Genomic DNA, 26359 nt, shown 5'->3' with positions numbered 1-26359 from the left:
GCAACCGCGAAGGGGCGGTCCGCCGATGGCGGGCCGCCCCTTCCGCGTACTCCCGGTGGCTCGTGGCGGGAGGTCAGAGCTCGACGGCGCGGCGGCGCGCCACCTCGGCGAGCGTCACCGCGGCGGCGACGCTCGCGTTGAGCGACTCCACCTCGGAGATCATCGGAATGCTCACGGTCAGGTCGCAGGTCTGGCCGACCAGCCGGGACAGCCCGCGCCCCTCCGAGCCGACCACCACGACCAGCGGGCCGACGGCGGCTTCCAGGTCGTAGAGGTCCGTCTCGCCGTCGGCGTCCAGGCCGACCACCAGGAAACCGGCGTCCTGGCACGCCTTCAACGCCCGGGTCAGGTTGGTGACCTGCGCCACCGGCACCCGGGCCGCCGCACCGGCACTGGTCCGCCAGGCGGTCGCGGTGATCCCGGCGGCCCGCCGCTCGGGTACGAAGACACCCTGCGCGCCGAACGCGGCGGCCGAGCGGATCACCGCGCCGAGATTGCGCGGATCGGTGACGCCGTCCAACGCCACCAGCAGCGGTGCCGCCTGCTCCACCGACGCCGCGACCAGGTCCTCGAACGGCTGGTACGCGAACGGCGGCACCTGGAGGCCGACGCCCTGGTGCAGCACGCCCCCGGTCATCCGGTCCAACTCGGCCCGGCTGACCTCCAGGATCGCGATGCCCCGGTCGGCCGCGGTCCGGACGATCTCCTTCATCCGGTCGTCGACGTCGATGCCCTGCGCCGTGTAGAGCGCGGTGGCCGGCACCTGGGCGCGCAGCGCCTCCAGCACCGGGTTGCGCCCGACCAGCAGCTCCGGCGTGTCCTTCGCCGGGTTCGACTTGCGGCCCGGCGCGACCCGGGGGCCGCCGCGCCCGACGGGCTGCTTACCCCGGGTCGGCTTGGCCGCCTGGGTGCCCCGACCGCCGCCCCGACCCCAGGTGGTGTCCTTGCTGCCGGGCGTGCCGATCTTGGGGGCACGCCCCTCCTCGGCTGCCGCCCGCCGCTCCTTCTCCTGCTTCCAGGCGGTGCGCTGGGGCAGCTTCTCGGTGCCCGAGTAACCCTTGTGCCAGGGACGTTCGTCGGCCGGCAGGGTCCGGCCACGCCCGGCGAGGGAGTCCCGGTTCTTGCCGCCGGAGCCCTTCGGGGCTCCCGCCTTCGACGTCATCCGCCGGCCACGGCGTTGCGAATTGCCGGCCATCAGTCATGTTCTCCAATTGTCCAACGCGGGCCCTGCGGGGTGTCCTCGACCACCACACCGGCTCGCTTGAGTTGATCCCGCAGCGCGTCGGCGGCGGCCCAGTCCTTGCGGACCCGGGCCTGTGCGCGCTGTTCGAGGGCCAGGGCGACCAGGGAGTCCACCACGCCACGGAGGTCGCTCGCCCGGGCGCCACCCGTCCACACCGGGTCGAGCGGGTCGACGCCGAGGATATCCAGCATGGCCCGGACGTCGGCGAGCGTCGTGCGGACGGTCACATCGTCCGCGTCGGCCAACGCGGTGTTGCCGTCGCGCAGCACGTCGTGCAGCACGGCCAGCGCGGCCGAGGTGTTGAGGTCGTCGTCCATCGCCGCGGCGAACGCCGCCGGCACCTCGCCGACCTGGCCGACCCCGACCCGTTCGACGGCCCGCTGGACGAAGCCCTCGATCCGCCGGTACGCGACGGCCGCCTCCCGCAACGCGTCCTCGGAGTAGTCGATCCGGGAACGGTAGTGCGCGGCCACGTAGTAGTAGCGCAGCTCGACCGGGCGTACCCCGAGCGAGGCGACGTAGGCCAGGTCGAGGGTGTTGCCCAGCGACTTGCCCATCTTGGTGCCGCCGATGCCGAGCAGGCCGTGGTGCACCCAGTACCGGGCGAACGGCAGGTCGGCGGCCTGCGACTGGGCCAGCTCGTTCTCGTGGTGCGGGAAGATCAGGTCCAGCCCGCCGCCGTGGATGTCGAACTCGGCACCGAGGTAGCGCCAGCACATCGCCGAGCACTCGATGTGCCAACCGGGACGACCCCGCCCCCACGGCGAGGACCAGTAGGCGTCGGCCGGCTCGTCCGGTTTCACGCCCTTCCAGAGCGCGAAGTCACGCGGGTCCCGCTTGCCGCGTTCCGGGCCCTCGCAGGCGGAGAGCATGTCGTCCGGCGACTGGTTGGACAACGCGCCGTACGCCGACCAGGACCGCACGTCGAAATAGACGTCCCCGGAGTCGTCGGTGGCCGGGTACGCGTGCCCCCGCTCGATCAACTCCGCGATGAGCTGGTGCATCTCCGGGATGTGCCCGGTGGCGCGCGGCTCGTAGGTCGGCGGCAGCACGTTCAACGCCCGGTACGCCTCGCCGAGCTTCAACTCGTTGGCGTACGCGATCGACCAGAACGGCTGCGCCTGCTCCTGCGCCTTGACCAGGATCTTGTCGTCGATGTCGGTCAGGTTGCGGACGAAGGTGACCTCGAAGCCGGCGGCCAGCAGCCAGCGCCGTAACACGTCGTAGTTGACGCCGGAACGGAGATGGCCGATGTGCGGCGGGGCCTGGAGGGTGAGACCACACAGGTAGACCCCCACCTTGCCGGCTTCCCGCGGGACGAAGTCCCGCACCGATCGGGTGGCGGTGTCATACAGGCGTAGCGTCACCGTACAAGGGTAGCCGTCCGTCGTTTTCCGGGTCCGCCGGAGCCGGGTCGTACGCTGCTGGTCGTGGACTCCGCAGCGACGCCCGACATCGATCCGCCGTCACCCGCCGTACCCGGTGGCGAGACGTCGCAGACGCTGGACCGTGGCCTGCGGTTGCTGCACCTGGTCGCGGAGGCGTCGGGCGGGCTGACGGTCACCGAGGCGGCGACCCGGCTGGGCATCGGTCGGGCGGCCGTCTATCGGCTGGTCGGCCCGCTGGCCGGGCACGGCATGCTGCGCCGGGACGCCGCCGGTCGACTCCGCCTCGGTGCCGGGGTGCTGCACCTGGCCCGGCGGGCCCAACCTCTGCTCGCCGAGGGCGCGCTGCCCGCGCTGCGTCGGCTGGCCGAGCAGGCCGGGGCCACCGCCCACCTGACCGTGGTGGAGGGCGGCGAGGGGGTGGCGCTGGCGGTGGTGGAGCCGAGTTGGACGTCGTTCCACGTGGCGTACCGGACCGGGGCCCGGCACCCGCTGGAGCGGGGTGCCGCCGGGCAGGCCATCCTCGCCGGGCGGACCGGCGCCGTCGGCCCGGTGAGCACCGCCGGTGAGCTGCAACCCGGCGCGTACGGGGTGGCCGCGCCGGTGCTCGGGGTGCCGGGCCTGGAGGCCAGTGTGGGGGTCGTCGCCCTAGCCCCGCTGGACGCCGAGGCGGTCGGTGCGCAGGTGCTCGCCGCCGCCACCGCGATCGCCACCGCGCTGAGCTGACCCGGCGACATACCACAACGCGCGCCCTCGGCGGGGGTTGTCCACAGGCGGTGGTTCCGGTCGTCGTCGCGGTTGTCCACAGGGGTCGCCGGGCCGGTGACACGGGTCGCAGGCTGCTCTCATGCCAGCTCGCACACAGCCACCGGACGCCCTGGCGTGGCAGGTATTCCGCGGCTCGGACGTCGTCCGCCGAGGTCTGCTCACCGCCCACCAACTCCGCAACTCCGCCTGGGTCCGACTGCGGCACGACGTCTACGCCGACGCCCGACTCGACCGGGACCACGCCCTGGCCTGCCGCGCGGCGGCCCTGCAACTGCCCGCCGGGGCGGCCGTCGCAGGCCCGTCCGCGGCCTATCTGCACGGCATCGGGCACGCCGCCGACTTCGACCAGGCCGTCCACGTCCTGGTGCCGACCCGGGCCGGGCTACGCAGCCAGCGCGGGCTCCAGGTGCACACCGAGTCCCCGCAGTCGCTGGCCGGGCTGACGATCAAGGGCACTCCACCGCACACCGACACCGCCCGGGCCGCCTGGGAGAGCGCGGTGTGGCTGGAGCCGAGCCGCTCGGTCGGCATCGTGGACGCGCTGCTGGGCCGGGGGCTGACCACCCCGGCGGCGTTGGCCGAGGTGGCGGCCGCGAACGACGACCGCCCCGGCGGGCGCCGGGCGCGCTGGGTGTTCGACCTGGCCGACCCGGCCGCGCAGTCTCCCGACGAGTCGCGGCTGCGGGTCGGACTGGTGCTGGCCGGGCTACCGCGCCCGGTGGCCCACCATCCGGTGAGCCTGTCCGGCGGCGCGGTGCTGCGACCCGGCCTGGCCTGGCCGGAGCAGCGCGTGGCGGTGGAGTTCGACGGTCAGCGGCTCTATCCGCTGGCCGGGGCGGGCTGGCTGATACGGCACGTCACCGGTCGACGCCTGCACCAGGACCTCCCCGGGGTCGCCCGCGAGATCCGCGCCGCACTTCTGGACGGCGGACGCCGCCGGTGAGGGGGCAGAACGGGGGACGGCCCGGCCGGGGGCAACCCGGCCGGGCCGTCTGTTCGCCCGTCGAGGGCGGGTGTCCTACCCGGTCATCGGCGCAGCGGCGCGGTCACGGCCGCGTACGCGTCGATGATGCCGTGCCCGTAGAAGCCGTTGAAGTCGACCGAACCGTCACAGTAGGCGTCGAACTCGGCCGGCCGCCCCTCGTTGGTGTAGGTCTGCAACCGAGGCTCGGGGCAGGCCCGCTCGGTGGCGGTGCGGAGCAGGTGCTTCTCGACCAGCTTCGGAGCCAGGCCGAAGTCGCCCCGGCCCTGCGGCTTGCCGTACCTGCTCACGATGAGCGCGGCCACGCCGGAGGCGTGCGGAGCGGCCATCGAGGTGCCCTGAAGGTACGTGTAGTAGCCGCACTGCCCGTTGGCCTTGCACTCCTTGAACACGAAGGTCTCGGCACCCGGCACGATGTTGCCGGCCTCGTCGACCGTCCCCTCCTCCTGGAGCACCTTCTTGGGATAGGTGGAGAGGATCATGTTGGCGTCGGTGCGGAACGTGTCGGTCCCGAAGCCGTCCCGGAACCAACCACCCGGAGCGGCCACCGCCGTCTGCTCGGTGCCGTAGTTGGCGTAGTCGGCCTTCTTGCCGGACGGGCCGACCGAGGACACGCTGATCACGTGCGGCCCCTCGGCGGGCAGGTCCCAGCAGCTGTCGTTGTCGATCTCCCGGGGGTACGGCGCGACGTCACCGTAGTTCGGGCTGGACACGTCGGTTCGCGGGTCGCCCAGGTCCTCGTGGTTGTTGCCGAGCGCACCGACCAGCGTGACGCCCCGGTTGTGGGCGAAGGTCAGGGCCCGCTTCATGGCGCGGATCGTGGCCCGCTGCGCCGCCTGCGCCTCCGGGGAGTCGGCCGGGTTCGCCGTGCAGTTATAGAGCCACGGGTCGACATAGAACGACATGTTCACCACGTCCAGGCCCGACCGGCCGGCGTGCAGCAACGCGTTGACCACCGGGTTCAGGAAGAAGTACCCGGAGTCCTGGCCGCCCTTGAGGTTGACCAGGGAGACCTTCGGGGCGACGCCGGAGAGGCCGAAGCCGTTGGCGGCGGCGCCGATGGTGCCGGCGACGTGCGTACCGTGCCCGCCGTCGTCGGTGCCGGCCGGGTCGAGGCAGCTCGGCACCTCGCACTCCCCGTCGATCTCGGGGATGTCCGGGGCGAAGTTGCGCGACAGGGCCCAGTTGAAGTTCGGCGCGATGTCCGGGTGGGCGGCGTCCACGCCGGTGTCCAGCACGCCGACGGTCACCCGACGGTCGCCGGGCTCGATCTTGCGCGCCTTGTCGGCCCGGATCATCTCCAGGCCCCAGAGCTTGTCGTCGAGCGGGTCCAGTTTCTTGCCCCGCTGCTTGCCGGCGCCCTTCGCGGCGGCCACGGCCAGCAGGTGCTCCTGCTCGACCCGGTCCAGCTTGGGCTTGCGGCCGATCGCCTTCTGCTCGGCGGCGCCGATCAGCGCGGCGGCAGCCGTAGCCTTCGTCGCGAAGTCGGCCCGGTCACTGGTCACCTGGAACACGCCGACCTCGTCGGTGCGGGACACCACGGTCCCGCCGGCCGACCGGATCGCGGCGAGGGCCGCGTCGGCGGAGTACCCGTCCTCCGCGACCACGGTGAACGTCCGGACGGTCGTCGGCTCGGCGCTGGCCGGCACGCCCAGACCCGTCACCGTGAGTGCCAGTGCCGCCGCGGTCGCGACGACGCCGACGGTGAAGCGCTTGCTCACCACATCGAATCCTCTCTTTGAGGGACGTGGCGTCATCAGACATCAACGCATGACGTTTCGCCAGACCGGCGTCGGTAACACGGCGGAAGTTCCGCTTCGCCGGAAAGGCCGACCAGGACGGCAGGCAACTCGGCAAGCGAGGACACTGTCGCGGCTCACGTGAGGGCCGGCTCCGCTGCCTTCGCCTGATCTGCGGCGACGGGTGCGCGCAGCTCGTCGAGGCGGACCAGGGCCACCCCGGCGACGATCAACGCGCCGCCCATCAGTTGCACGACCGTCGGCAGTTCACCCAGCACCAGCCAGGCGATCAGCACCGCGAACATCACCTCGGTGAGTCCGACGAAGGAGGCCATCCGGGCACCCAGGACGCGGGCCGCGGCGATCCCGGCCAGGTACGCGACCACCGCCGCCACCAGCGCGAGGCCGACGATCGGCACCAGCCAGCTCGTCTCCTGCCCGGCGAACTCGACCGTGCCGAAGCTGGCCCGCAGCGGTAGCGCACCGAGCAGGCCGAGCAGCAGCAGCGCACCCGCACCGACGGCCATTCCGCCGCTGGCCATGACCACTGACGGCAACGCGGCGTCGACCCGGCCGGCCAGTACGAAGTAGCCGGCCAGACCGACCGCCGCACCCAACCCCCAGAGCACCCCGATCGGGTCGAGCCGCCCGGCTCCGGTGAGGTCGAGCACGAAGAAGAGACCCGCGAGGGCCGCCGCCGAGCCGGCCACGGTCAGCTGGCGGGGGCGCTGCCCCTGGATCAACCAGGTCCACCCGACGACGAGAATGATGCCGAGGTACTCCAGCAGCAGCGCGACGCCGACCGGCAGGTAACGGACCGCATTGAAGAAGCACACCTGGGCGAGTGCCACCCCGAGCAGCCCGAAGACACCGATCGAGGCGATGTTGCGGCGCAGCACCGCCCACCGACCCCGCAGCACGAGCAGGGCCGGCCCGGCCAGCACCAGGGCCGCGATGCCGACCCGGGCGACGACGACCGCCTCGGCGGACCAGCCTTCGTTGATCAACGAACGGGCGAAGGTGCCCGAGGTGGCGAACGTGACGGCGGAGAGCAGGGCCAGGGCGAGCCCGGCCCCCGCGACGGGGGAATGACGCATCGACTCTCCTTGGCACGGTCGCCCGCCATGGGCAAACTAGGCTTACACCGATGACGCTAAAGCGGGGCCACGACAGGAGTCAAGTTGCTTTTCGCCCATGACACCGAATGTTCGCTGACCGCCGCCGCCGCGCTGGTCAACACCGACGGCCGGGACGGCGACAAGCTGCCCGACGTCGCCGCGCTGGACGCCTTCTACGTCACCCACTCCTACAGCGGCCGGCACGAGCACAGCGAGGCCGAACTCCGCGCGGTACGCGCCCTGCGTCCCCGGCTGCGACGATTCTGGTCCGCCGACGTCGACGAGATCGTCGAGATCGTCAACGGGCTGCTCCGCGAGCATCGCGCCCTGCCGCAGCTCATCACGCACGACGACGAGCCGTACCACCTGCACGCCGTCCCCCGCGACGCCCCGCTGGCCACCCGGATGGCGGTCGAGGCCGCGATGGCGGTCGCCGACGTGGTACGCGGTGGCGAGCTGCGCCGGCTGCGGACCTGCGACCACCCCGACTGCGACAACGTACTGGTCGACCTGTCGAAGAACCGGTCCCGCCGGTTCTGTGAGGCGGGCTGCGGCAACCGGGCCGCCGTCAGCGCCTACCGTGCCCGCAAAGCCGCCGCCCGCTCCTGACCTGACCCGACCCCGAGCCGTTCATCGCCCCGCCCTGCCACGCTCGGGATCGAGGTCACGGTCAAGGTCACGCTCGATCCAGGATCGAGTGGTTATCGCGGGCGGCCGATGCCACTCGATCCGGGATCGAGCATGATCTTGGTATCCCGAGACACACGGAGCCGACGGGACAGCACGCCTCGCCCTCCGCGACGACCGGTCGTCCCCTCTGGTCGAGCACCGTCGGTGAAAGCACAGGAGGTGGGTAGGTTTCTTGTCGCCCCAGCGACAAGAAACCTACCCACCACAGGACGAGGCGATCACGTCAGCGCGGCGGCGCGGCGACAAAGACCCGCCAGGCGTACGGGTCGAAGGCCAACACCGGTCCCGCCGGGTCCTTGCTGTCCCGCACCCCGACCACCCCGCGAACGTTCAACGCCACCTCGACACAGTCGTTGGACTGCGCGCTCCGACTGCTCGTGCGCCAATGGGCTCCGGTCAGCTCCATGCCTCGGCCACTTCCCTCAACAGCTCGATCGTCTGGCGAGGCGTATACGCCTCGCCAAGGCAAACCTCCCACACCTGCCTGAGAAGATCGAGATCCTCCGACCGATCCAGCTCCTGGCCACCGATATGGCTACCTAGAAAGGCCACCTCGGTGCCGTCCCTCCCGCTCGCGAGCAGGAAGGGTCCACCCAGGCCGGGGTACTCCGCCGCCGCCTGCGGAACCACGTGCACCCGGATGCGGGGGTGCTCGCCGGCAATGTCAGCAAGATGCGAGACCTGCTCGGAGACGATCTTCCGGTCGCCGACACACCGCCGAATCGCAGCCTCGTCGATGATCACGATCAGGTAGGGCGAGTGGTCCCCGGACAGGACCAACTGGTTCTCCATCCGCTCCGTCAGCCTGCGCTCCACTTCGTCTGGATCCAGCAGACCACCAGCCTCGAAGACGGCGCGTGCGTAAGCCTCGGTTTGCAGCAGACCGGGGACATACAGCGGCTCGTACCACCGGAGCTTTGCCGCCTGCCCGACGATCGTCTGTGCCCCGCGTAGCCAGACCTGGGCTTTGTCGAGGGCGACGAGGTCGGTGAGCATCCGGCCGTAGAGGCCGCCGGTGTCGAGGGCCTTGTCGAACTGTTCCAGGTACTTCGGGGTGGGCGGCTGTTGCCCCAACTCCACCGCACTGACCATCGACGCCGAGTAGTTGACCGCCTTGGCCAGGTCCTCCTGGCTCCAGCCGCGTCGCATCCGCGCCCGACGCAGCTCCGCGACCAGGAATGTCGCCGCTGTCATCTGCCCACCCGTCATCTCCAACCGCCCTCCAGGAACCGGTCGATCGACTCCAGCGCCCCGCCACCGGCGAGCCCAGCCATCGCAGTGGGCCTCGGACAGGACGGTCGAACCCTTCCGACCGTAGTGGGGTCGTCAGCAGACTGTGAAGACCGACGTTCACCGCTCATCCCCCGAGCGCGAAACGTCGAGGTGGGACCGTCCGCTCCCCCGGCCGGGCGGTCCCACTGCCGGGGGCGATGGCATATCCGACTCAGCTCGAAAGGACACCCGTGCCATGTCCCGACCCGCCCGTCCGACCTGGTTCCGCAGCACCCGCCGCAATCAGCGGCCGATCCCCCTCGCACCTCGGCACCGTCGGGTCTGGCGTGGGCTGCGCCGCTACTGCTCCTGTGGCCTGCGCTGGCGCACCTGCCCGGACCGGCACGCCTCGGTGCCGACCGAGCCGACCGCCGCGTCGCCTCCGAACCGTCCCTCGTGGGCCCAGGCAACCGTGGCGAACCCGCAGGTCGGCAGGGCCGGCAGGCTCACGCCGGCACAGTCCTGGCGGGCCAACGGCGGCCACTGGTGACCGGCCCGTCGGTGCCGGTTACGCCGGTCACGCCGGTCCGTCCGCACCTGGCGTTGCGTCCGCTGTGGCTGTGCCGGGTCTGCGCCGCACCCTGGCCCTGCGCCACCGCGCGGCTCGCCCTCGTCGCCGAGTACGCCCATGACCGCGTCGCGCTCAGCGTCTACCTGTGTGCGGTGCTGCACGACGCCACCGCCGACCTGTACCGCCTGAACCCGCACGACGGACCGACTCCGGCGGCACTCTTCGCCCGCTTCCTCGCCTGGGTGCCGCGCGGTCAGCCCGACCGTGACCAGCCCGACCCGTGACACACCCCGACCCGTGACACCCCGGCCCGTGACCGGCGCACCCACAGGGGTCCACTCTCAGGGGTGGGTCATGCGGAGCAGGTCGAGCGCCTCGTCCAACTGGGTCTCGCTGAGTTTGCCGGACTCGACGTGGCCACGCGACACCACCACCTCCCGGATGGAGATCTGCTTCTCCAGCGCCTCCTTGGCGATCGAGGCGGCCTCGTCGTACCCGAGGTGGCGGTTGAGCGGGGTGACGATCGACGGCGAGCCCTCGGCGTACGACAGACAGACCTCGGCGTCCGCGACCAGGCCGACCACGCAGCGGTCGGCGAGCAGGCGGCTCGACGCGGCGATCAGCCGGATCGACTCCAGGAGGTTGCGGCCCATCACCGGCAGCATGACGTTCAGCTCGAAGTCGCCCTGCGAGCCCGCGAAGGCCACCGTGGCGTCGTTGCCGATCACCTGTGCGCAGACCTGCCGGACCGCCTCGCAGACCACCGGGTTGACCTTGCCGGGCATGATCGAGGAGCCCGGCTGGAGGTCGGGGATGCGCAGTTCGCGCAGGCCGGCGCGCGGGCCGGAGCCCATCCAGCGGATGTCGTTGGCGATCTTGTAAAGCCCCACCGCGACGGTACGCAACTGGCCCGAGGTCTCCACCAGCGCATCGCGGGCGCCCTGCGCCTCGAAGTGGTTGCGCGCCTCGCTCACCGGCAGCCCGGTCGAGTCACGCAGCTTCTCGATCACGCGGGCGGCGAACCCGAGCGGCGTGTTGATGCCGGTGCCCACCGCCGTACCGCCCAGCGGCAGCTCGGCCAGCCGGGGCAGCACGCCCTCCACGCGTTCCAGGCCGTAGCGGATCTGGGCGGCGTACCCGCCGAACTCCTGCCCGAGGGTCACCGGCGTGGCGTCCATCAGGTGGGTGCGCCCGGCCTTGACCACGGTCTCGAACTCCGACGCCTTCGCCTCCAGCGCGGCGGCCAGGTGGTCCAGCGCCGGCAGCAGATCCCGTACGACGGCCTCGGTGGCCGCCAGATGGATCGAGGAGGGGAAGACGTCGTTGCTGGACTGCGAGGCGTTCACGTCGTCGTTGGGATGGACACTGCCGCCCAACTCCCGCCCGGCGAGCGTGGCGATCACCTCGTTGGTGTTCATGTTGGACGACGTGCCGGAGCCGGTCTGGAACACGTCGACCGGGAACTGGTCGTCGTACCCGCCGTCGGCCACGTGCGCGGCGGCGGCGGCGATCGCTGCGGCCACGTTCGCGTCGATCACGCCCAGATCCCCGTTGACCTCGGCCGCCGCGCCCTTGATCTGCGCGAGTGCCCGGATCTGCGCCGGCTCGATCCCCCGGCCAGAGATCGGGAAGTTCTGCACCGCCCGCTGCGTCTGGGCCCGCCAGAGCGCTTCGGCGGGCACCTCCACCTCGCCCATCGAGTCGCGTTCGATCCGGTAGCCCGTCGCCTCTGGAGTCGTCACGCATACCATCCTGCCCCGCGTAGCGGGCACGTGCAGATGTTCGCCCCAGCCGCTCGACCTGAGATCGAACAACAACCGGCCGGGAGGCGCCGTTCCACCCGAAAGTGCGGCGCGACCAAGACAACGATTCTTTTAAGATCTTCGAGGTCTGCCACTCTCATCGAAGGGTTCACACCTTGCAGGACAACGGGGACAACACCGGCGTGCGTACCGCGCGCCGACGGCGCACACCGCGTCGATTCCTCATCACGGGCGCGGTCGCCCTGCTGACCGCACCGATCGCCGTGCTCGTCACCAGCGCGCCGGCGGCCGCCGGGGTGACCAGGTTCGAACGCCCGACGAGCATCAGTCACACCGACCTCAAGCAGCCGACCGTCGCATTTCCGATGGGCACCACCGACAAGGTGCCGGTCGGCACCTGGACGTCCGACGGAGGCAAGCACACCTCGCGGGCGTACTTCACCTTCGATCTCACGCGCTACCAGGGCAAGGAGATCATCAACGCGGTCGGGGTCATCGGCGAGTCGTCGGTGGCCGACTGCGGCCAGCCTCGCAAGATCGAGATCTGGCGTACCGACACGCCGTCGACGCCGCCCACCTGGCAGACCGCCCCGCAGGTACACGAGCGGGGTGGGGACGTCTACAACTCCCCCGCCTGCCCGGCCAGCTACCTCGAACTCGATCTCACCGAGACGCTGCGCCAAGCGGTGACCCGCGGTCAGGACAGCCTCACCCTGATGGCCCGGATCGCCGGGAACCATGAGAAGAACAAGCGCCTCAGCCGGTGGATCACGCCGCTGGGCATCTCGATCGAGGCCAACGCCGCACCCGACGTGCCAGGCGCGCGGACCGTCGCCGGTCTGGCCTGCGCGGACGGCCGTCTGATCGGCACCACCGAGCCGGTACTCAGCGCCCAGGTCACCGACCCGGACGCGGTAGACGGGTCCGCCGGAGATCCGGTGACCGCGACCTTCGCCTGGTGGCCCGTCGATCGGCCCACCGAGCGCACCGAGTGGACGTCCTACCGCATCTACGCGCCGAGCCGCTTCTTCTACACCGTGCCGGCGGGTGGAATGGTCAACGGCGGCACGTACGCCTTCTCGGTGCGCGCCGCCGACCAACACGCCAGTTCCGACTGGTCACCAGAGTGCCGGTTCACCGTCGACACGGTACGCCCACCGGCCCCCACGGTCACCTCCACCGACTACCCGTCCGGCCGGACCCAGCCAGGTCACGGCGGTCCCGGTATCCCCGGCGCCTTCCACTTCTCCGCGCCGGGCGCGGACGACATCGCCGGCTTCTACTACGGCGAGAGCAGTCCGCTCCACTATGTGGCCGCCGACGGGTCGGGGACGGCCACCATCAGCCACACGCCGACGCGCAGCCGCTTCAACCAGCTGTACGTGCAGACCGCGGACCGGACCGGCAACCGCTCGGCGCAGATGAGGTATGAGTTCACGGTGCGCGACACCGCACCTCAGGTAACCGACGGGAACCCGGACGGCGCGATCGGTGAGCCCCGCGAGCTGACGTTCACGCCTGGCATGGATGACGTGGTCGAGTACACCTACCGGCTCAACGACGGCGAGCCGGCCACCGTGCCGGCCGGGACGAACGGCAGCGCCACGGTGACGATCACCCCCCGCAAGTCCGGCATGAACCGGGTCACCGTGACCAGTCGGACCTCAGGTGGGCTGCCCAGCGGCGAGGCAGTTTTCCAGTTCCGTCTGGCGACCCTGCCCACCGTCTCGTCCGAGCAGTACCCCATCGGCGGCGGCGAGGGCGCCCTCGTCGGCACCGCCGGCACGTTCGTCTTCCGCCCTGGCATGCCCGGCGTGACCGAGTACGTCTGGTCGGTGGCCGGCGGGCCGGAACGGACGGTCGCCGCCGAGGCGGACGGCACGGCGAGCGTGACCTTCACCTCCACCTTCGGCGGGTTCCACTGGATGGAGGTCTACAGTCGGACCGCCGACGGCACCGTCTCCGAGACCGCCTCGGCGTACTTCCGAGCGACCTCCTGGGCACCGACGATCGAGTCGGCGAACTATCCCGAATACCAGTCAAGCGGCGGGCCGGGGGTCACCGGTGAGTTCACCTTCCGCCCGGCCCGTGAAGGGGTGACCGGTTACGTCTATACCTTCGAGGGCGAGGAGGAGCGGACGGTCACGGCGGGCGCCGACGGGATGGCCAAGGTCAACTGGACGCCGCAGTCCTACCCCGCCGATCGTTCCGGCTGGGTGCGGCTGACCGTACGCGCCACGTCGGGATCGCTGGTCTCGGACCAGGTCGAGTACGCCTTCGCCCTCAACCCGTTGACGCCGACGGTCACCAGCGCGGACTATCCGCCCACCGGGGGCGGTGCCCCGAACGTGCCAGGTCAGTTCACGCTGACCGCGCAGATGCCGGGCAGCACCGAGTTCGTCTACCGGTACAACGGGGAGGAGCGGACGGTCGCGGCGGGAGCCGACGGCACGGCGACGATCACGTTGACCCCGCAGTACGACGGCGGCAACTACCTGTACGTGTCGAGCAGGACCGCGTCGGGCATCACGTCCGGCGAGGACTACTACTACTTCTACGTGCGCAGCCAGAGCTGACCTCCGCAACGACAGGGGCGCCGGGCTTCCGCCCGGCGCCCCTCGTCATGTCGGGTGTGCTCAGCGGCGACCGATACTGAGGACCGGCTTGGTCACCTCGGCGAAGAAGTCGTTGCCCTTGTCGTCGACCACGATGAAGGCCGGAAAGTCCTCCACCTCGATCTTCCAGACCGCCTCCATGCCGAGTTCCGCGTACTCCAGGACCTCGACGTGCTTGATGCAGTCCTGCGCGAGCCGGGCCGCCGGCCCGCCGATCGAGCCCAGGTAGAAACCGCCGTGCTGCTCGCAGGAGCGGGTCACCTGGGTCGACCGGTTGCCCTTGGCGAGCATCACCATCGAGCCGCCGGCCGCCTGGAACTTCTCCACGTACGCGTCCATCCGCCCGGCCGTGGTCGGGCCGAACGAGCCGGAGGCGTACCCCTCAGGGGTCTTCGCCGGACCGGCGTAGTAGACGGCGTGGTCGCGGAGGTACTGCGGCATCGACTCGCCCGCGTCCAGCCGCTCGGCGATCTTCGAGTGCGCGATGTCGCGGGCCACGACCAGCGGGCCGGTCAGCGACAGACGCGTCTTCACCGGGTACTTCGACAGCTCGGCGCGGATCTCGTCCATCGGACGGTTCAGGTCGACGCGGACCACCTCGGTGGCGTCCAACTGCCCCTCGGTGACCTCGGGCAGATAGCGGGCCGGGTCGGTTTCGAGTCGCTCCAGCCAGACACCCGACGGGGTGATCTTCGCAACCGCCTGGCGGTCGGCCGAGCAGGACACCGCGATCGCCACCGGGCAGGACGCGCCGTGCCGGGGCAGCCGCACCACTCGCACGTCGTGACAGAAGTACCGCCCACCGAACTGCGCGCCGATGCCGAAGTTGCGGGTCAGCTCCAGCACCTCGGCCTCCAACTCCAGGTCCCGGAAGCCGTGCGCAGTCATCGAGCCGGAGGTGGGCAGCGCGTCGAGGTACTTGGCGCTGGCGTACTTGGCGGTCTTCAGGGCGTACTCGGCGCTGGTGCCGCCGATCACCACCGCCAGGTGGTACGGCGGACAGGCCGAGGTGCCGATCAGCCGCAGCTTCTCGTCCAGGAACTGCATCATCCGCGTCGGGTTCAGCAGCGCCTTCGTCTCCTGATAGAGGTACGACTTGTTGGCCGAGCCGCCCCCCTTGGCCATGAACAGGAACTTGTACGCGTCCGGGTGCCCGTCCGGGTCCTCCGCGTACAGATCCACCTGGGCCGGGAGGTTGCTGCCGGTGTTGCGCTCCTCCCACATGGTGAGCGGGGCGAGCTGGGAGTAGCGCAGGTTCAACCGCGTGTACGCCTGCCACACGCCCCGCGAGATCGCCTCGGCGTCACTGCCGTCGGTGAGCACGTGCCGGCCGCGCTTGCCCATCACGATCGCGGTGCCGGTGTCCTGGCACATCGGCAGCACCCCGCCGGCCGCGATGTTGGCGTTACGCAGCAGGTCGAGCGCCACGAACCGGTCGTTCGGCGAAGCCTGCGGGTCGTCGACGATCGACCGCAACTGGGCCAGGTGCGCCGGACGCAGGAAGTGCGCGATGTCGTGCATCGCCTCGGCGGTCAACGCGGTCAGCGCAGCCGGATCCACGGTGAGGAACCGCCGACCACCGGGCCCGTTGACGACGTCGACGCCCTCGTCGGTGATCAGGCGGTACTCCGTCTGGTCGGGACCGGTCGGCAGCAGGGGGGCGTACGAGAAGTCCACGGCACTGCTCATGACGGCACTCCGCTTCGCTCCGCGCCGCCACGAGGCACCGCCGCACTGCGCTGATGATTCGCTCGCTGGCGCTCGCTCATGACGACACTCCGCTTCGCTGCGTGCCGCCATGAGGCCATCACCGCACTGAGTTGATGATTCGCTCGCTGGCGCTCGCTCATGACGGCAAAGCCTAGGGCAGAAGGGTCGATCAGTCCCACCCGCCGGGTCAGGTGGTGGGGCGTCGCACTCATCCGCCCCGGTGACCGGCTCACTTGCCGGGATCGGGGGCGGCGCAGAGTTCGTTCTTGGGGCCGCAACTCTCCTGGGGCTGCGGCACCTGCCCGGTGCCGGCGGGACCCGGCACTCCCCCGTCACCGTCGCGCGCCGGGTCGCCCGTGGCGCCGAAGCGGACGTACCCGATCTCGCGGCCCTCGCCGATCACCATGCCGGCGGGGCCGACGGCGAGGGCGTTGGCGGAGGTCCGCAGCACGGCCAGTTCCCGACCGGTACGCGGGTCGAGCGCCACCAGCCGGTTCGGCTTCTCGTCGGTGAGCACGGCCGCGTACGGGGTCAGCGCGGCACCCGTCTTCTCCCCGGTGGGCCGGTTCCACCTGGTCCGGTCGGTGCCGAGTTCCCGGCTGGAGACGGTGTCCCCGTCGGCGGTCCGCACCACGCCGTACCGGTCGTCGACGGCCAGCACCCGCTCCCCCTCGGCGGCCACCAGCAGCAGCCGCCCGTCGTAGCCGTCGAGAACCGCCTCCCGGCCATCGGGCGCGACCCCGATCAGCACGTTGCGGGCACCGTACGGGTCCTCCCGCTGCACGCAGCCCGCGCTGTCGGCGGTCCGCAGGTTGATCCCCGACCGCCGCCACGCCTCCTGGCCGGTGGCCGGGTCGCGGCCGGTGATGGCGAAGTAGCAGTTGCCGTCCTGCGAGCGGGCGGCGATGTGCAGCAGGCGCCCACCGATCACGGCCAGCCGCTCGTCCCGGCCGGGCTCCACGTTCTGGAGCACCCGGCCGGTGGCGGTGTCGACCACGTGCACCCGGCCGTCGACCGGGAACCCGAGCAGCGGCGGCACCGACTCCGGGCCGGCCACCTCCTCGTGGATGCGGTTGGTGCCGAGTCGACGGGTGTCCAGCAGGTTCGGGTTGTCGGCGAGCAGGCCGCTGCTGACTCCGGGCAGGAACGCGGTCCAGATCGGGGCGGAGCCGCGCGGGTCCCAGGCGCTCAGCGTGCAGTCGGTGGCCTCCACGCACCGCGCGTCGAGCAGCATGTTCCGGTACGTCCAGACGGCCACCGCGTCGTCGTCACGTCGTCGCGTCACGCCGGTGCTCGGGTCAAGGACCTCGTACCCCTTGACCAGCAGTTTGCCCACGGCGACGACAGACTCCGGGCCGACGCCCGCCACCGCGCTCCAGTCGGCCTTGCGTTCCCAGAGCTGGGAGCCGGTGGCCAGGCTGCGGGCCTCGACGCGGGTGCGCTGCTCGACGATCACCGCCTCGCCGGCGATCGTGACGCTGCGTGGGGTGCCGCCGATGCGCTGCTGCCACAGCACGTCCGGGGAGGAGATGGGCTGACGCCGGTTCACCCAGTCCCACATCGTGGGGAACGGATTCCACACTCCGGTCGCGGCGAGCGCCACCACCGTGGCCAGCCCGAGCAGCAGGCCGCCACGCACGCCGAGCCCGCTGCCCTTCGCCACCGGATCACGGTAGCCACCCGCGCCCTCAACCGCCCGCACCGCCCCGCGTGTCGTGAAAGGAAGGGACCCTTTCTAACGCCTCCGGTGGTAAAAGGGTCCCTTCCTAACCTCACACGACGACCGGACGCGGCGACCGAACGCGGCGACCGGACGCGGCGGCACCTCACGCGGCGACCCGGCGCGTGCGGCCGCTCGGGGCGAGCACCGGCCACAGGATCAGCGTCGCCGTGGCCGACGCGGCACCGGCCAGCGCCATCACGATGCCCGGCGCGAGCACCTCGCTGAGCGCGCCCGCACCCGCCGCAGCCAACCCCTGCATCGCCATCATGCCGGTGCTGACCAGCCCGAACGCCTGACCACGCCGCCCCTCGGGCACCGCGTCGAGGAACCGCCGGGCCAACCCGAGCTGATAGGCGAAGCCCGCGGTGGCCACCGCGAACAGGGCCGCCGCCGGCACCAGCGACGGCCGGGCCACGAACGCGAGCATCGGTACGCCGAGCAGCAACGCGAGCCAGGGCGTCCACCGTTCCCGCCGGGCCGGCGCCACGAACCGCCCCACCAGCAGGTCACCGACGAGCATGCCGCCCGCGCCGGCCATCAGGAGTACGCCCGCGCTGGCCCCCGGCCCCAGGTCGGCCGCGTACGGCACGGCCACCCCCTCCGCGCCCACCAGCAGCGAGCCGGGCAGCCACTGGGCTAGCAGCAGTCCCCGGATCCGGCGATCGGCGAGCAGCGTCCGGTTGACCCGCAGCGTCTCGCGTACCGCACCGCGCGCAGGCGTGTCGGTCGTCGGGGCGTACTTGACGCGGGCCGGGCGTCGGGTGAGACCAACCCGCACCAGCAGCGCCGAGAGCCCGCAGGTCACCGCGGTCAACCAGAGCGCACCGTACGGGCCGACCAGCCCGAGCAGCAGTCCGCCGACCGCGAACCCGGCGACTTGGGTCCCGCCGGCGGCGACCGAGAGCAGCGAGCGCCCCAGCACGTACGCGTCGCCGTGCAGCACCTCGGGCAACAGCGCGGTGCGGGCGGCGTTGCTGACCGGGCCGAACAGGGCCACCACCGCGACCAGCCCGAGCATGGCCGACGGGGACAGCACCCCGACGGCGAGTACCGCCACCATGGCCATCCGCAGCAGGTCGTACCCGACCATCATGGCCCGGGCCGGCCACCGGTCGGCCAGCGCCAGCAGGAACACCCCGCCCAGGGCGTGCGGCAGGAACCCGGTCACGTACGCCAGGGCGGCCAGCAGGCCGGACCCGGTGCGCTCGTAGACCAGCACGGACAGGGCGAGCATCTTCACCGTCTCGCCGATCATGAAGACGCCGAAGCTGGCGAAGATCACCCGGAACTCGGCGACGGCGAAGACGTCCCGGAACGTCGCCGGCCGGTCGGCAGCCGCCTGAGCTGCGGTGGTACTGGTGCTGTTCACGCCGGCAAGCTTCGTGGTACGGCCCGTCCGGCTCTATCCTTTCGCCAGGGAGCGAAAGGTCGTGGCATGCGCATCGAGGTGACCCCGGCTGACCTGGCGGCGAGCCGGTTCGCCGTCTCACCACTGGGTGAGACGGTCTCCGCGCTGCGGCTGCTGGCCGGGCTGAACACCGCCCCCGGGCTCACCCCCTGGGTGGCCCGGCAACGGCCGGTGTACGAGCGGCTGCGGCGCGAGCTGCCGGAGGTGGGCGCGCTGCTGGCGCTGATGCGCCGGGGCGGCTACAACGCCGACTTCATCCATCCGCCACCGGCCGACACCGCCCAGGACTTCGCCGACGAACTGGCGGTGGTCCGGGCCACCCCGCTCGCCCAGGCCCGGGACGAACTGGCCCGCAACCTCGTCGCCCCGCACACCACACCACCCGAGTACGCCCGCCGGATCTACCGGTCGCCGAACGTGGTGGACCTGCTCGCGGACGCGATCGAGGCGGCCTGGACGACACTCGTACAGCCGGACTGGCCCCGCCTGCGGGCGGTCCTGGAACGCGACCTGCTGCACCGGGCGGGTCGACTGCTCGCGTACGGCTGGGGGGCGGCGGTCGCGGACCTGGACCCCCGGTTGCGCTGGGTGCCCGGCGGCGACGTGGGCACCATCGAGGTCGACGACCCGCACCAGGAGGAGACGCATTCCTTGGCCGGGCGGGGCCTGCTCTTCGTCCCCACCGTCTTCGGCATCTTGATCAAATACCTCGAACCGCCCTGGCCGTTCGCGATCGTCTACCCGGCCTACGGTGCGGCGGAAATGCTCGGGCCACCCGATCCGGGCCGCCCGGACGACGTGCTGGACCGCCTGGTCGGGCGGTCGCGGGCGGCGGTGTTACGAGCGCTCGCGCTGCCCGCCACCACCAGTCAGCTCGTCGCCCAACTCGGGCTGAGCCTGGGCGGGGTCGGTGACCACCTGACCGTGCTGCGCGAGGCGGGCCTGGTCAGCCGGGTACGTTCCGGTCGCGCCGTCCGCTACCGACGCACCCCGCTCGGCGACGCCCTGGCCGAACGCTGACGACTCCCACACCGCCACGCCCACCGCGTCCAACGCGCCCAGCGCGTCCGCCCCGTCCGGTCCGGTCCGGATGTTAGGAGGGGTCCCTTCCTATACACGAGGCGTTAGCAGGGGACCCTTCCTTACACAGCACCCCCCTGCGCGGCGCTACAACCGCCGTACGACGGCCTTCATTCGACGGCGGAGCGGACCAACGGGAGGACGCGGTAGGGGATCTGCTCGGCGAGGGCGATGATCGTCGAGGCGCGGGTGATCCCCTCGTACGCCACGATCTGGTCGATCACCCGCTGTAGGTCGGTGTTGGACCGGGCCACGATGCGGCAGAGCACGTCGCCCGAGCCGGTGATGGTGTGCGCCTCCAGCACCTCGGGAATCGCCGCGAGGTGGCGGGTCACCGGGTCGTGTCCGAGCCGCTGGCTGATCTCCAGCGTGACGAAGCTGGTCACCGTGAAGCCGAGGGCGGCGGGCCCGAGGTCCGGCCCGAAGCCGGCGATCACGCCCCGACCGACCAGCTTGTCCAACCGGGCCTGGACGGTGCCCCGGGCGACCTGGAGTCGACGGGAACACTCCAGCACACCGATGCGGGGTTCCTCGGCGAGCAACTCGATCAGTCTGGCGTCCAACGCGTCGAGCTGTACAACCTGTCCAGGGTTCATGCGTGAACACCATACCGTTTGCGCAACCTGACCAGCGCAAGAGGAGTGTGTTGCCCAGTGAGCCCGGTCACCGCGATGCTCGCAGCAGCAGACGACCCCGTCGGCCCACGAGGCCGGCCGGTACGCAAGGGAGGCCACCATGACCCAGGCGATCGACCGACCCCAGTCGACCGAGGAGGTCGACATCGACGCCCTCGTCGGCGCCGTCGACCACGACACCAGCAAGGACCCGTTCCCGGTCAAGGGCATGGACCACGTGCGCTTCCTGGTGGGCAACGCCAAGCAGGCCGCGCACTACTACTCCACCGCGTTCGGCATGACCTGCGTGGCGTACCGGGGCCCGGAGCAGGGCCACCGGGACCACGCCGAGTACGTGCTGACCAGCGGCTCGGCCCGGTTCGTGCTCACCGGGGCGGTCCGCCCGGACGCCACCGGCACCGAGCACGTCGCCCGGCACAGTGACGGTGTCTCGGACATCGCGCTGGAGGTGCCGGACGTGGACGCCGCGTACGCGCACGCCACCGCGCAGGGCGCCACCGGGCTGGCCGAGCCGCACGACGTCACCGACGAGCACGGCACGGTACGGCTGGCCGCCATCGCCACCTACGGCGACACCCGGCACACCCTGGTCGACCGCTCCCGGTACTCCGGCCCGTTCCTGCCCGGGTTCGTCGCCCGCAAGCCGATCGTGGACCGGCAGCCGATGATCGACGCCGGGGTGCAGCCCAAGCGGTTCTTCCAGGCGGTCGACCACGTGGTCGGCAACGTGGAGCTGGGCCGGATGGACGAGTGGGTGGAGTTCTACCGGCGGGTGATGGGCTTCACCAACATGGCGGAGTTCGTCGGCGACGACATCGCCACCGACTACTCGGCGCTGATGAGCAAGGTCGTCGCGAACGGCACCCGCAAGGTGAAGTTCCCGCTCAACGAGCCGGCGATCGCCCGGAAGAAGTCGCAGATCGACGAGTACCTGGAGTTCTATCAGGGTCCGGGCGCGCAGCACATCGCCGTCGCCACCAACGACATCCTGGCCAGCGTCGACGCGATGCGCGCCGCCGGGGTCGACTTCCTGGAGACCCCGGACTCGTATTACGACGACCCGGAGCTGCGGGCCCGGATCGGCGAGGTACGGGTACCGATCGAGGAGCTGAAGTCCCGCAAGATCCTGGTCGACCGGGACGAGGACGGCTATCTGCTCCAGATCTTCACCAAGCCGGTGCAGGACCGGCCGACCGTCTTCTTCGAGCTGATCGAGCGGCACGGCTCGCTCGGTTTCGGCAAGGGCAACTTCAAGGCGCTCTTCGAGGCGATCGAGCGGGAGCAGGACAAGCGCGGCAACCTGTAACACTGTCCAGCGTGACCCAGCCTCCCGTGCACCCGTCGCCGGCCGGTGGGCCTACGCCCCCGGCCGGCGGCGCACCGCCGCCCCTCGGCCCGCCGCATCCGATTCCGCCCCAGTACGCACCACCGGGCCACTCGCCACCCGGTTATCCGCCACCCGGTTATCCGCCACCGCCCGGCTGGTCGGGCCCGCCTGGACCGCAGCAGCCGCCGGGCGCGGGCTGGTCGGGTCCGCCCGGACAACCGCCGCCGCCGGGCTGGGCGCCGGGTGTGGTGCCACCGGTACTCGGGCCGGGCGGGCAGCCGCTGGCCGGTTTCGGCGACCGGCTGGTCGCGTACCTGATCGACGCGTTGATCGCCGGCGCGGTGCTGATGGTGCTGTTCGTGCCGGCCTTCCTCTTCGTCTGGTTCCGGATGTTCAGCACGTTGACCCGGACCAACCCGGACGGCACCCTGGTCGAGCCGGATCCGGGGACCATGGTCACCGACTTCCTGGTGCCGTTCCTGCTGCTCCAGGCCGGTCTCTTCGTGGCGATGTTCGGGCTGTACTGGGTCTACCACGTGGAGTACCTGATCCGGAACGGCGGGCAGAGCGTCGGCAAGCGGGTGATGAACCTGCGGGTGGTGATGCTCGACCCGACGCACACCCTGGACCGCCGGGCGGCCGGTAAGCGGTACCTCGTGCAGTTCGTCGGCGGTTCCCTGGTGCCGGGTGGCAGTTACATCGACGGGCTCTGGCAGTTGTGGGACAAGCCCTGGCAGCAGTGCCTCCACGACAAGTTCGCCGGGACCGTCGTCGTTAAGGTGTCGAGGTGAACGAGCGCAGCGAGGCCGCAACGTGAGCGTGGCACCCGGTTGGTACGTCGACCCCGCAGACCCCGAGACCCGCAGGTACTGGGACGGTGAGGGTTGGATCGGCGCGCCCATCCCGGTGGACGCCACCCCACCCGAGGGCCCACCCCCACCGGAACCCGAGCCGACGCCCGAACCCGAGCCGGCGACCCCGGCCGCCGGGGCCGGCTCGCCGACCGGCACACCCACCGAGCCGGGCCCGCAGAACACCTGGCCAGGCCAGCCCACCGGCACACCCGGCCAGCCCACCGGCTGGCCCGGCCAGCCCGGCGGCACGCCCGGACCACAGCCGGGCCACCTCGGCGGCACCACCGAACAGCACGGCGGCCACCCCGGACAGCAGCCGGGCTGGCCGCCCGGCTCGGGACCGCCGCCGGGTTGGCCGTATCCGACCTGGCCCGGTCAGCCGCCCCCGCCCCGGCCGCACGGTCTGCCGCTGGCCTCGTTCGGTGCCCGGTTCGGCGCCCGACTGATCGACTTCGGCATCGTCTTCCTGCTCAACGTGTTCGTGAACGGGATCTTCGTCTATTGGCTGGCGCAGGCGTACGCCACGCCGCTCAACGAGTTCTGGCGGCGGGTGGAGGCGCAGGACCGCACCACGGACCCGCTGCCCCCGGCGGGTGACCAGGCCGGCTCGCTGGTGGTGGTGATCCTGCTGCTCGCCACCGCGCTGTGGTTGGCGTACGAGGTCCCGGCCATGGCGGCCAACGGGCAGACCTTCGGCAAGCGGCTGCTCCGGGTCAAGGCGGTGCCGGTCGAGGCGGACGCGCCGCTGGGCTTCGCCCGGGCCCTGCGCCGGTGGAACACGCTCGGCCTGCCCACCCTGCTCTGGTACTGCTGCGGCCTCGGCCTGCTGCTCCAGTTGATCGACGCGCTCTCGCCGCTCTTCGACCATCCGCTACGGCAGGCCCTGCACGACAAGCGGGCACAGACCGTGGTGGTCCAGCTTCCCCGCACCCCTGACGACCGTGCAGACACATCGGGAGACACCCCATGACCGACACCGGACGACGGCCGACACCCCGGCTGACCCGCGCCGACCTGGACGCACTGCCCAACTACGTACCCGGACGCAGCCCGGCCGACCTGGCCCGCGAGCTGGGTCTGCCCGAGGCCATCAAGCTGGCCAGCAACGAGGTGCCGTACGGCCCGCTCCCCGGGGTCGTGGAGGCGGTCGCCGAGGCGGTCGCCGGTGTGCACCGCTACCCGGACATGGGCGTCGTCGCGCTGCGTCAGGCGCTGGCCGACCGGTACGACGTGGACCCGGACCGCATCGCGACCGGCTGCGGCTCGGTGGCGCTGGCCGAGCACCTGGTCCGGACCACCTGCCTGCCCGGTGACGAGCTGGTCTACTCGTGGCGCTCGTTCGAGGCGTACCCGATCATCGCGGCGACCAGCGGCGCGACCAGCGTGCAGGTGCCCAACGAGGCCGGGCACGGGCACGACCTGTCCGCGATGGCCACGGCGGTGACCGACCGGACGCGGATGATCCTGGTCTGCAACCCGAACAACCCGACCGGCACCGCGGTACGCCGGGCCGAGCTGGACCGTTTCCTGGACGCCGTGCCGGACGACGTGCTGGTGGTCATCGACGAGGCGTACCGGGAGTTCGTCACGGACCCGGAGGTGCCGGACGGGCTGACCTATGCCGACCGGCCGAACGTGGCGGTGCTGCGCACCCTGTCCAAGGCGTGGGGACTGGCCGGTCTGCGGATCGGCTTCCTCGTCGCGCAGCCGCAGGTGGCGGCGGCGGTCCGCAAGGTCGTCACGCCGTTCTCCACGAGCATGGCGGCGCAGGCGGGCGCGCTGGCCGCGTTGGCCCAGGCGGACGAGGTGCAGCGGCGGTGCGCGCTGGTGGTGGCCGAGCGGGACCGGGTCACCGAGGCGCTGCGCAAGCTCGTCCCGGACGTGCCCACCAGCCAGGCGAACTTCGTCTGGCTGCCGCTGGGCGACCGGGCGCTGGCGTTCGGCAAGGCGTGCGAGTCGCGGGGCGTGATCGTCCGGCCGTTCGCGGGCGACGGGGTGCGGGTGACCATCGGTACGCCGGAGGAGAACGACGCCTTCCTGGCCGCCGCCGAGTCCGCGCTGGGCTGAGCCACGAGCGGTGCCGGGCCGATCCGCCATCCCCCAGCGGACCGGCCCGGAAGCCCACCGAGAGCATACGTAACTTTTGTCCGATTTGCCCGAGACTCGCTAGCTCCTAGGTCGCCGCCAGCACCAGCGGTTCCGAGGTGAGGAAGTAGCGCTGGTCGTCGGCGTCCGGTGCGGGCGGCTGCCGGAGCCGCTCCACCGCCAGGTAGCCACCGCTCGCGTACGCCGCCCCCGGCGTCCAGCCCACCCCGTCGGCCCCCACGTTCAGCACGAAGCGGGACCGCTCGGCTCCGGTGGCCGGGTCGACGGTGATCAGGTCGTTCGTCTCGCTGATCAGGTGCACCCGGTCGGGTTGGACCGCCACGATCCGGACCGGCCCGAGGTCGGTACGCCGCCAGACCTCCTCGCCCTCCCCGCCGTCACGGGCGGACCGTCCGGTGACCACGCCGTCCGCCGCCCGGACGACCCACTCGCCGGTCAACTCCGCGTCGGCCGGATCGAGTGCGGCTGCGGCCACCGGGCCGTCCGCCGCCAGCAGCCAGCCTCGCCCCCCGTCGTCGCCGGGGCCGGTGACACGCAGGCCACCGCAGCGCACGCCCTCGGTGAGGCAGCCGACCGGCGTGACGCTCCACTCGGCGGCGGCACCCGGCGGCTCCCAGCGATCGTCCGGCACACCCGTGGTCACGTCACGGAACTCGACCACCGCCGGACCCCCACACCGGTCCAGCACGGCGAATCGGCCGGTCGAGGTGGTGCCGACGTCGGTGCGGCAAGCGCCGTCCACCTCCGTCGACCAGAGTTGCCGGCCGTCGTCGAGCGCGAAGGCGGCGAGTCGCTGCGGCCCGGACACCACGATCGTCGGCGAGTCGCCGGCTCCGGCGTGGAACAGGCCCGCCGGGCTCCAGACCGCGCCGGCACCGGTGCGGCGCGCGGTCCACCCCTCGGCGGGTGCCGGCCCGTCGACCTGCCAGGCCACCTGTCCGGTACGCGCGTCCAGCGCCACCAGCTTCCCGTCCGACCAGTGGCTGACCACCGTGGTTCCGTTCGCGACGACCCCGCTCACCTCGGCGGGCCAGCGCCGGTACGACCAGTACGGCGTGCCCCGGTGCCGGGCGTCCACCGGCCCGTCGGCGTACACCTGACGCTGTGCCGCGTACACGCGGAGGCGACCGTCGACGATCAGCGGCGCCACCGGCAGCCGGCCGACCACCCCGGCCTCCCGGTCGGCGGCGGCCGGGTACTCGCCCCGTGCGGTCGTGCTGACCTCGGCCGGAGCGAGTACGCGATACGCGGTGATCGCAGTGACCGCGACCATGACAGCCACGGACACCACCGCCACGATCCGTCGCCGGCCCGTCGTCAACCCCATCCCGCACCTCCGACCGGCACCCTATCCAGCCGGGCTGAGTACGCCGGGGTACGGCCCCGAGGGTTCGGACGTCACGCCCACCGGTAGGGCCGTCGCGGTACGG

Annotated in this window: 23 protein-coding genes; 11 read left to right on the top strand and 12 right to left on the bottom strand. The window is 71.7% G+C overall.

What is annotated here, in order from left to right:
- Positions 1 to 73 precede the first annotated feature (73 nt).
- Together rlmB and cysS are read right to left on the bottom strand one after the other, a co-directional pair.
- Positions 74 to 1195, bottom strand: a complete 1122-nt coding sequence (gene rlmB / locus ABT008_RS25815; protein WP_350699235.1) for a 23S rRNA (guanosine(2251)-2'-O)-methyltransferase RlmB — start codon at positions 1193 to 1195, stop codon at positions 74 to 76.
- Positions 1195 to 2610 carry a cysteine--tRNA ligase gene (cysS, locus tag ABT008_RS25810; RefSeq protein ID WP_350699234.1) on the bottom strand — a complete coding sequence of 472 codons (1416 nt, stop codon included), beginning with the start codon at positions 2608 to 2610 and terminating at the stop codon, positions 1195 to 1197. The genes rlmB and cysS overlap by 1 nt, the downstream gene beginning before the upstream one ends.
- Positions 2611 to 2673: 63 nt before the next feature.
- On the opposite strand from cysS, the gene ABT008_RS25805 reads away from it, so the two are divergent.
- Positions 2674 to 3354: an IclR family transcriptional regulator gene (locus ABT008_RS25805; protein WP_236145580.1), complete on the top strand. Its 681-nt coding sequence runs from the start codon at positions 2674 to 2676 to the stop codon at positions 3352 to 3354.
- A 121-nt stretch (positions 3355 to 3475) separates the two neighbouring features.
- Positions 3476 to 4339: a hypothetical protein gene (locus ABT008_RS25800; protein WP_350699232.1), complete on the top strand. Its 864-nt coding sequence runs from the start codon at positions 3476 to 3478 to the stop codon at positions 4337 to 4339.
- A gap of 83 nt (positions 4340 to 4422) precedes the next feature.
- On the opposite strand, the gene ABT008_RS25795 is transcribed toward ABT008_RS25800, so the two are convergent.
- Together ABT008_RS25795 and ABT008_RS25790 are read right to left on the bottom strand one after the other, a co-directional pair.
- Positions 4423 to 6099 (bottom strand): S8 family serine peptidase, encoded by a 1677-nt coding sequence (locus ABT008_RS25795; protein WP_350699231.1) that lies wholly within the window; start codon positions 6097 to 6099, stop codon positions 4423 to 4425.
- A gap of 155 nt (positions 6100 to 6254) precedes the next feature.
- Positions 6255 to 7214 carry an EamA family transporter gene (locus tag ABT008_RS25790; RefSeq protein WP_350699229.1) on the bottom strand — a complete coding sequence of 320 codons (960 nt, stop codon included), beginning with the start codon at positions 7212 to 7214 and terminating at the stop codon, positions 6255 to 6257.
- Between the two features lie 84 nt (positions 7215 to 7298).
- On the opposite strand from ABT008_RS25790, the gene ABT008_RS25785 reads away from it, so the two are divergent.
- On the top strand, positions 7299 to 7844 hold the full coding sequence (locus ABT008_RS25785; protein ID WP_350699227.1) for a CGNR zinc finger domain-containing protein: 546 nt from the start codon (positions 7299 to 7301) through the stop codon (positions 7842 to 7844).
- 304 nt (positions 7845 to 8148) lie between these two features.
- On the opposite strand, the gene ABT008_RS25780 is transcribed toward ABT008_RS25785, so the two are convergent.
- Both ABT008_RS25780 and ABT008_RS25775 read right to left on the bottom strand, forming a co-directional pair.
- On the bottom strand, positions 8149 to 8331 hold the full coding sequence (locus ABT008_RS25780; RefSeq protein ID WP_350699225.1) for a DUF397 domain-containing protein: 183 nt from the start codon (positions 8329 to 8331) through the stop codon (positions 8149 to 8151).
- Positions 8322 to 9119, bottom strand: a complete 798-nt coding sequence (locus ABT008_RS25775) for a helix-turn-helix domain-containing protein (protein WP_350699223.1) — start codon at positions 9117 to 9119, stop codon at positions 8322 to 8324. Before ABT008_RS25775 ends, ABT008_RS25780 begins: the two co-directional genes overlap by 10 nt.
- A 274-nt stretch (positions 9120 to 9393) precedes the next feature.
- Between ABT008_RS25775 and ABT008_RS25770 the strand changes: the two genes are divergently transcribed.
- The gene (locus ABT008_RS25770) at positions 9394 to 9687 is read left to right on the top strand and encodes a hypothetical protein (RefSeq protein ID WP_350699221.1); all 294 of its coding nucleotides are present in this window, start codon (positions 9394 to 9396) and stop codon (positions 9685 to 9687) included.
- Positions 9684 to 9992, top strand: a complete 309-nt coding sequence (locus ABT008_RS25765) for a hypothetical protein (protein WP_350699219.1) — start codon at positions 9684 to 9686, stop codon at positions 9990 to 9992. The genes ABT008_RS25770 and ABT008_RS25765 overlap by 4 nt, the downstream gene beginning before the upstream one ends.
- A 57-nt stretch (positions 9993 to 10049) precedes the next feature.
- Here the strand turns inward: ABT008_RS25765 and ABT008_RS25760 are convergent, their stop codons facing one another.
- Positions 10050 to 11459 (bottom strand): class II fumarate hydratase, encoded by a 1410-nt coding sequence (locus ABT008_RS25760; RefSeq protein WP_350699217.1) that lies wholly within the window; start codon positions 11457 to 11459, stop codon positions 10050 to 10052.
- Positions 11460 to 11626: 167 nt separating this feature from the next.
- On the opposite strand from ABT008_RS25760, the gene ABT008_RS25755 reads away from it, so the two are divergent.
- Positions 11627 to 14047 (top strand): hypothetical protein, encoded by a 2421-nt coding sequence (locus ABT008_RS25755; RefSeq protein WP_350699215.1) that lies wholly within the window; start codon positions 11627 to 11629, stop codon positions 14045 to 14047.
- A 60-nt stretch (positions 14048 to 14107) separates the two neighbouring features.
- Here the strand turns inward: ABT008_RS25755 and ABT008_RS25750 are convergent, their stop codons facing one another.
- From ABT008_RS25750 to ABT008_RS25740, 3 genes are all read right to left on the bottom strand, one after another.
- A complete protein-coding gene (locus ABT008_RS25750; protein WP_350699213.1) occupies positions 14108 to 15775 on the bottom strand; it encodes a fumarate hydratase in 1668 nt (555 codons plus the stop codon).
- A 250-nt stretch (positions 15776 to 16025) separates the two neighbouring features.
- Complete coding sequence (locus ABT008_RS25745) at positions 16026 to 17459, bottom strand: outer membrane protein assembly factor BamB family protein (protein WP_350699211.1); 1434 nt, start codon at positions 17457 to 17459, stop codon at positions 16026 to 16028.
- 163 nt (positions 17460 to 17622) lie between these two features.
- On the bottom strand, positions 17623 to 18888 hold the full coding sequence (locus ABT008_RS25740; protein WP_350699210.1) for an MFS transporter: 1266 nt from the start codon (positions 18886 to 18888) through the stop codon (positions 17623 to 17625).
- 66 nt (positions 18889 to 18954) lie between these two features.
- On the opposite strand from ABT008_RS25740, the gene ABT008_RS25735 reads away from it, so the two are divergent.
- The gene (locus ABT008_RS25735; RefSeq protein WP_350699208.1) at positions 18955 to 19947 is read left to right on the top strand and encodes an ArsR/SmtB family transcription factor; all 993 of its coding nucleotides are present in this window, start codon (positions 18955 to 18957) and stop codon (positions 19945 to 19947) included.
- A 170-nt stretch (positions 19948 to 20117) separates the two neighbouring features.
- Here the strand turns inward: ABT008_RS25735 and ABT008_RS25730 are convergent, their stop codons facing one another.
- A complete protein-coding gene (locus tag ABT008_RS25730; RefSeq protein WP_350699206.1) occupies positions 20118 to 20603 on the bottom strand; it encodes an Lrp/AsnC family transcriptional regulator in 486 nt (161 codons plus the stop codon).
- Positions 20604 to 20742: 139 nt separating this feature from the next.
- Here ABT008_RS25730 and hppD point away from each other — a divergent pair, with 139 nt between their 5' ends.
- The 4 genes from hppD to hisC are packed head-to-tail and all read left to right on the top strand — an operon-like array spanning position 20743 to position 24890.
- Positions 20743 to 21948: a 4-hydroxyphenylpyruvate dioxygenase gene (gene hppD, locus ABT008_RS25725; RefSeq protein WP_350699204.1), complete on the top strand. Its 1206-nt coding sequence runs from the start codon at positions 20743 to 20745 to the stop codon at positions 21946 to 21948.
- An 11-nt stretch (positions 21949 to 21959) separates the two neighbouring features.
- Positions 21960 to 22760, top strand: coding sequence for an RDD family protein (locus ABT008_RS25720; protein ID WP_350699202.1), 801 nt, complete (start codon positions 21960 to 21962; stop codon positions 22758 to 22760).
- A 22-nt stretch (positions 22761 to 22782) separates the two neighbouring features.
- Positions 22783 to 23793, top strand: coding sequence for an RDD family protein (locus ABT008_RS25715; RefSeq protein WP_350699200.1), 1011 nt, complete (start codon positions 22783 to 22785; stop codon positions 23791 to 23793).
- Positions 23790 to 24890 (top strand): histidinol-phosphate transaminase, encoded by a 1101-nt coding sequence (gene hisC, locus ABT008_RS25710; RefSeq protein WP_350699198.1) that lies wholly within the window; start codon positions 23790 to 23792, stop codon positions 24888 to 24890. Before ABT008_RS25715 ends, hisC begins: the two co-directional genes overlap by 4 nt.
- A gap of 106 nt (positions 24891 to 24996) precedes the next feature.
- Here the strand turns inward: hisC and ABT008_RS25705 are convergent, their stop codons facing one another.
- The gene (locus ABT008_RS25705; protein WP_350699196.1) at positions 24997 to 26256 is read right to left on the bottom strand and encodes an outer membrane protein assembly factor BamB family protein; all 1260 of its coding nucleotides are present in this window, start codon (positions 26254 to 26256) and stop codon (positions 24997 to 24999) included.
- Positions 26257 to 26359: the final 103 nt, after the last annotated feature.

Source organism: Micromonospora sp. NPDC002389, assembly GCF_040296095.1.
Taxonomy (GTDB): domain Bacteria; phylum Actinomycetota; class Actinomycetes; order Mycobacteriales; family Micromonosporaceae; genus Micromonospora.
Note: the sequence above shows the minus strand (reverse complement) of the source record. Positions and strands in the feature narration are given on the sequence as shown.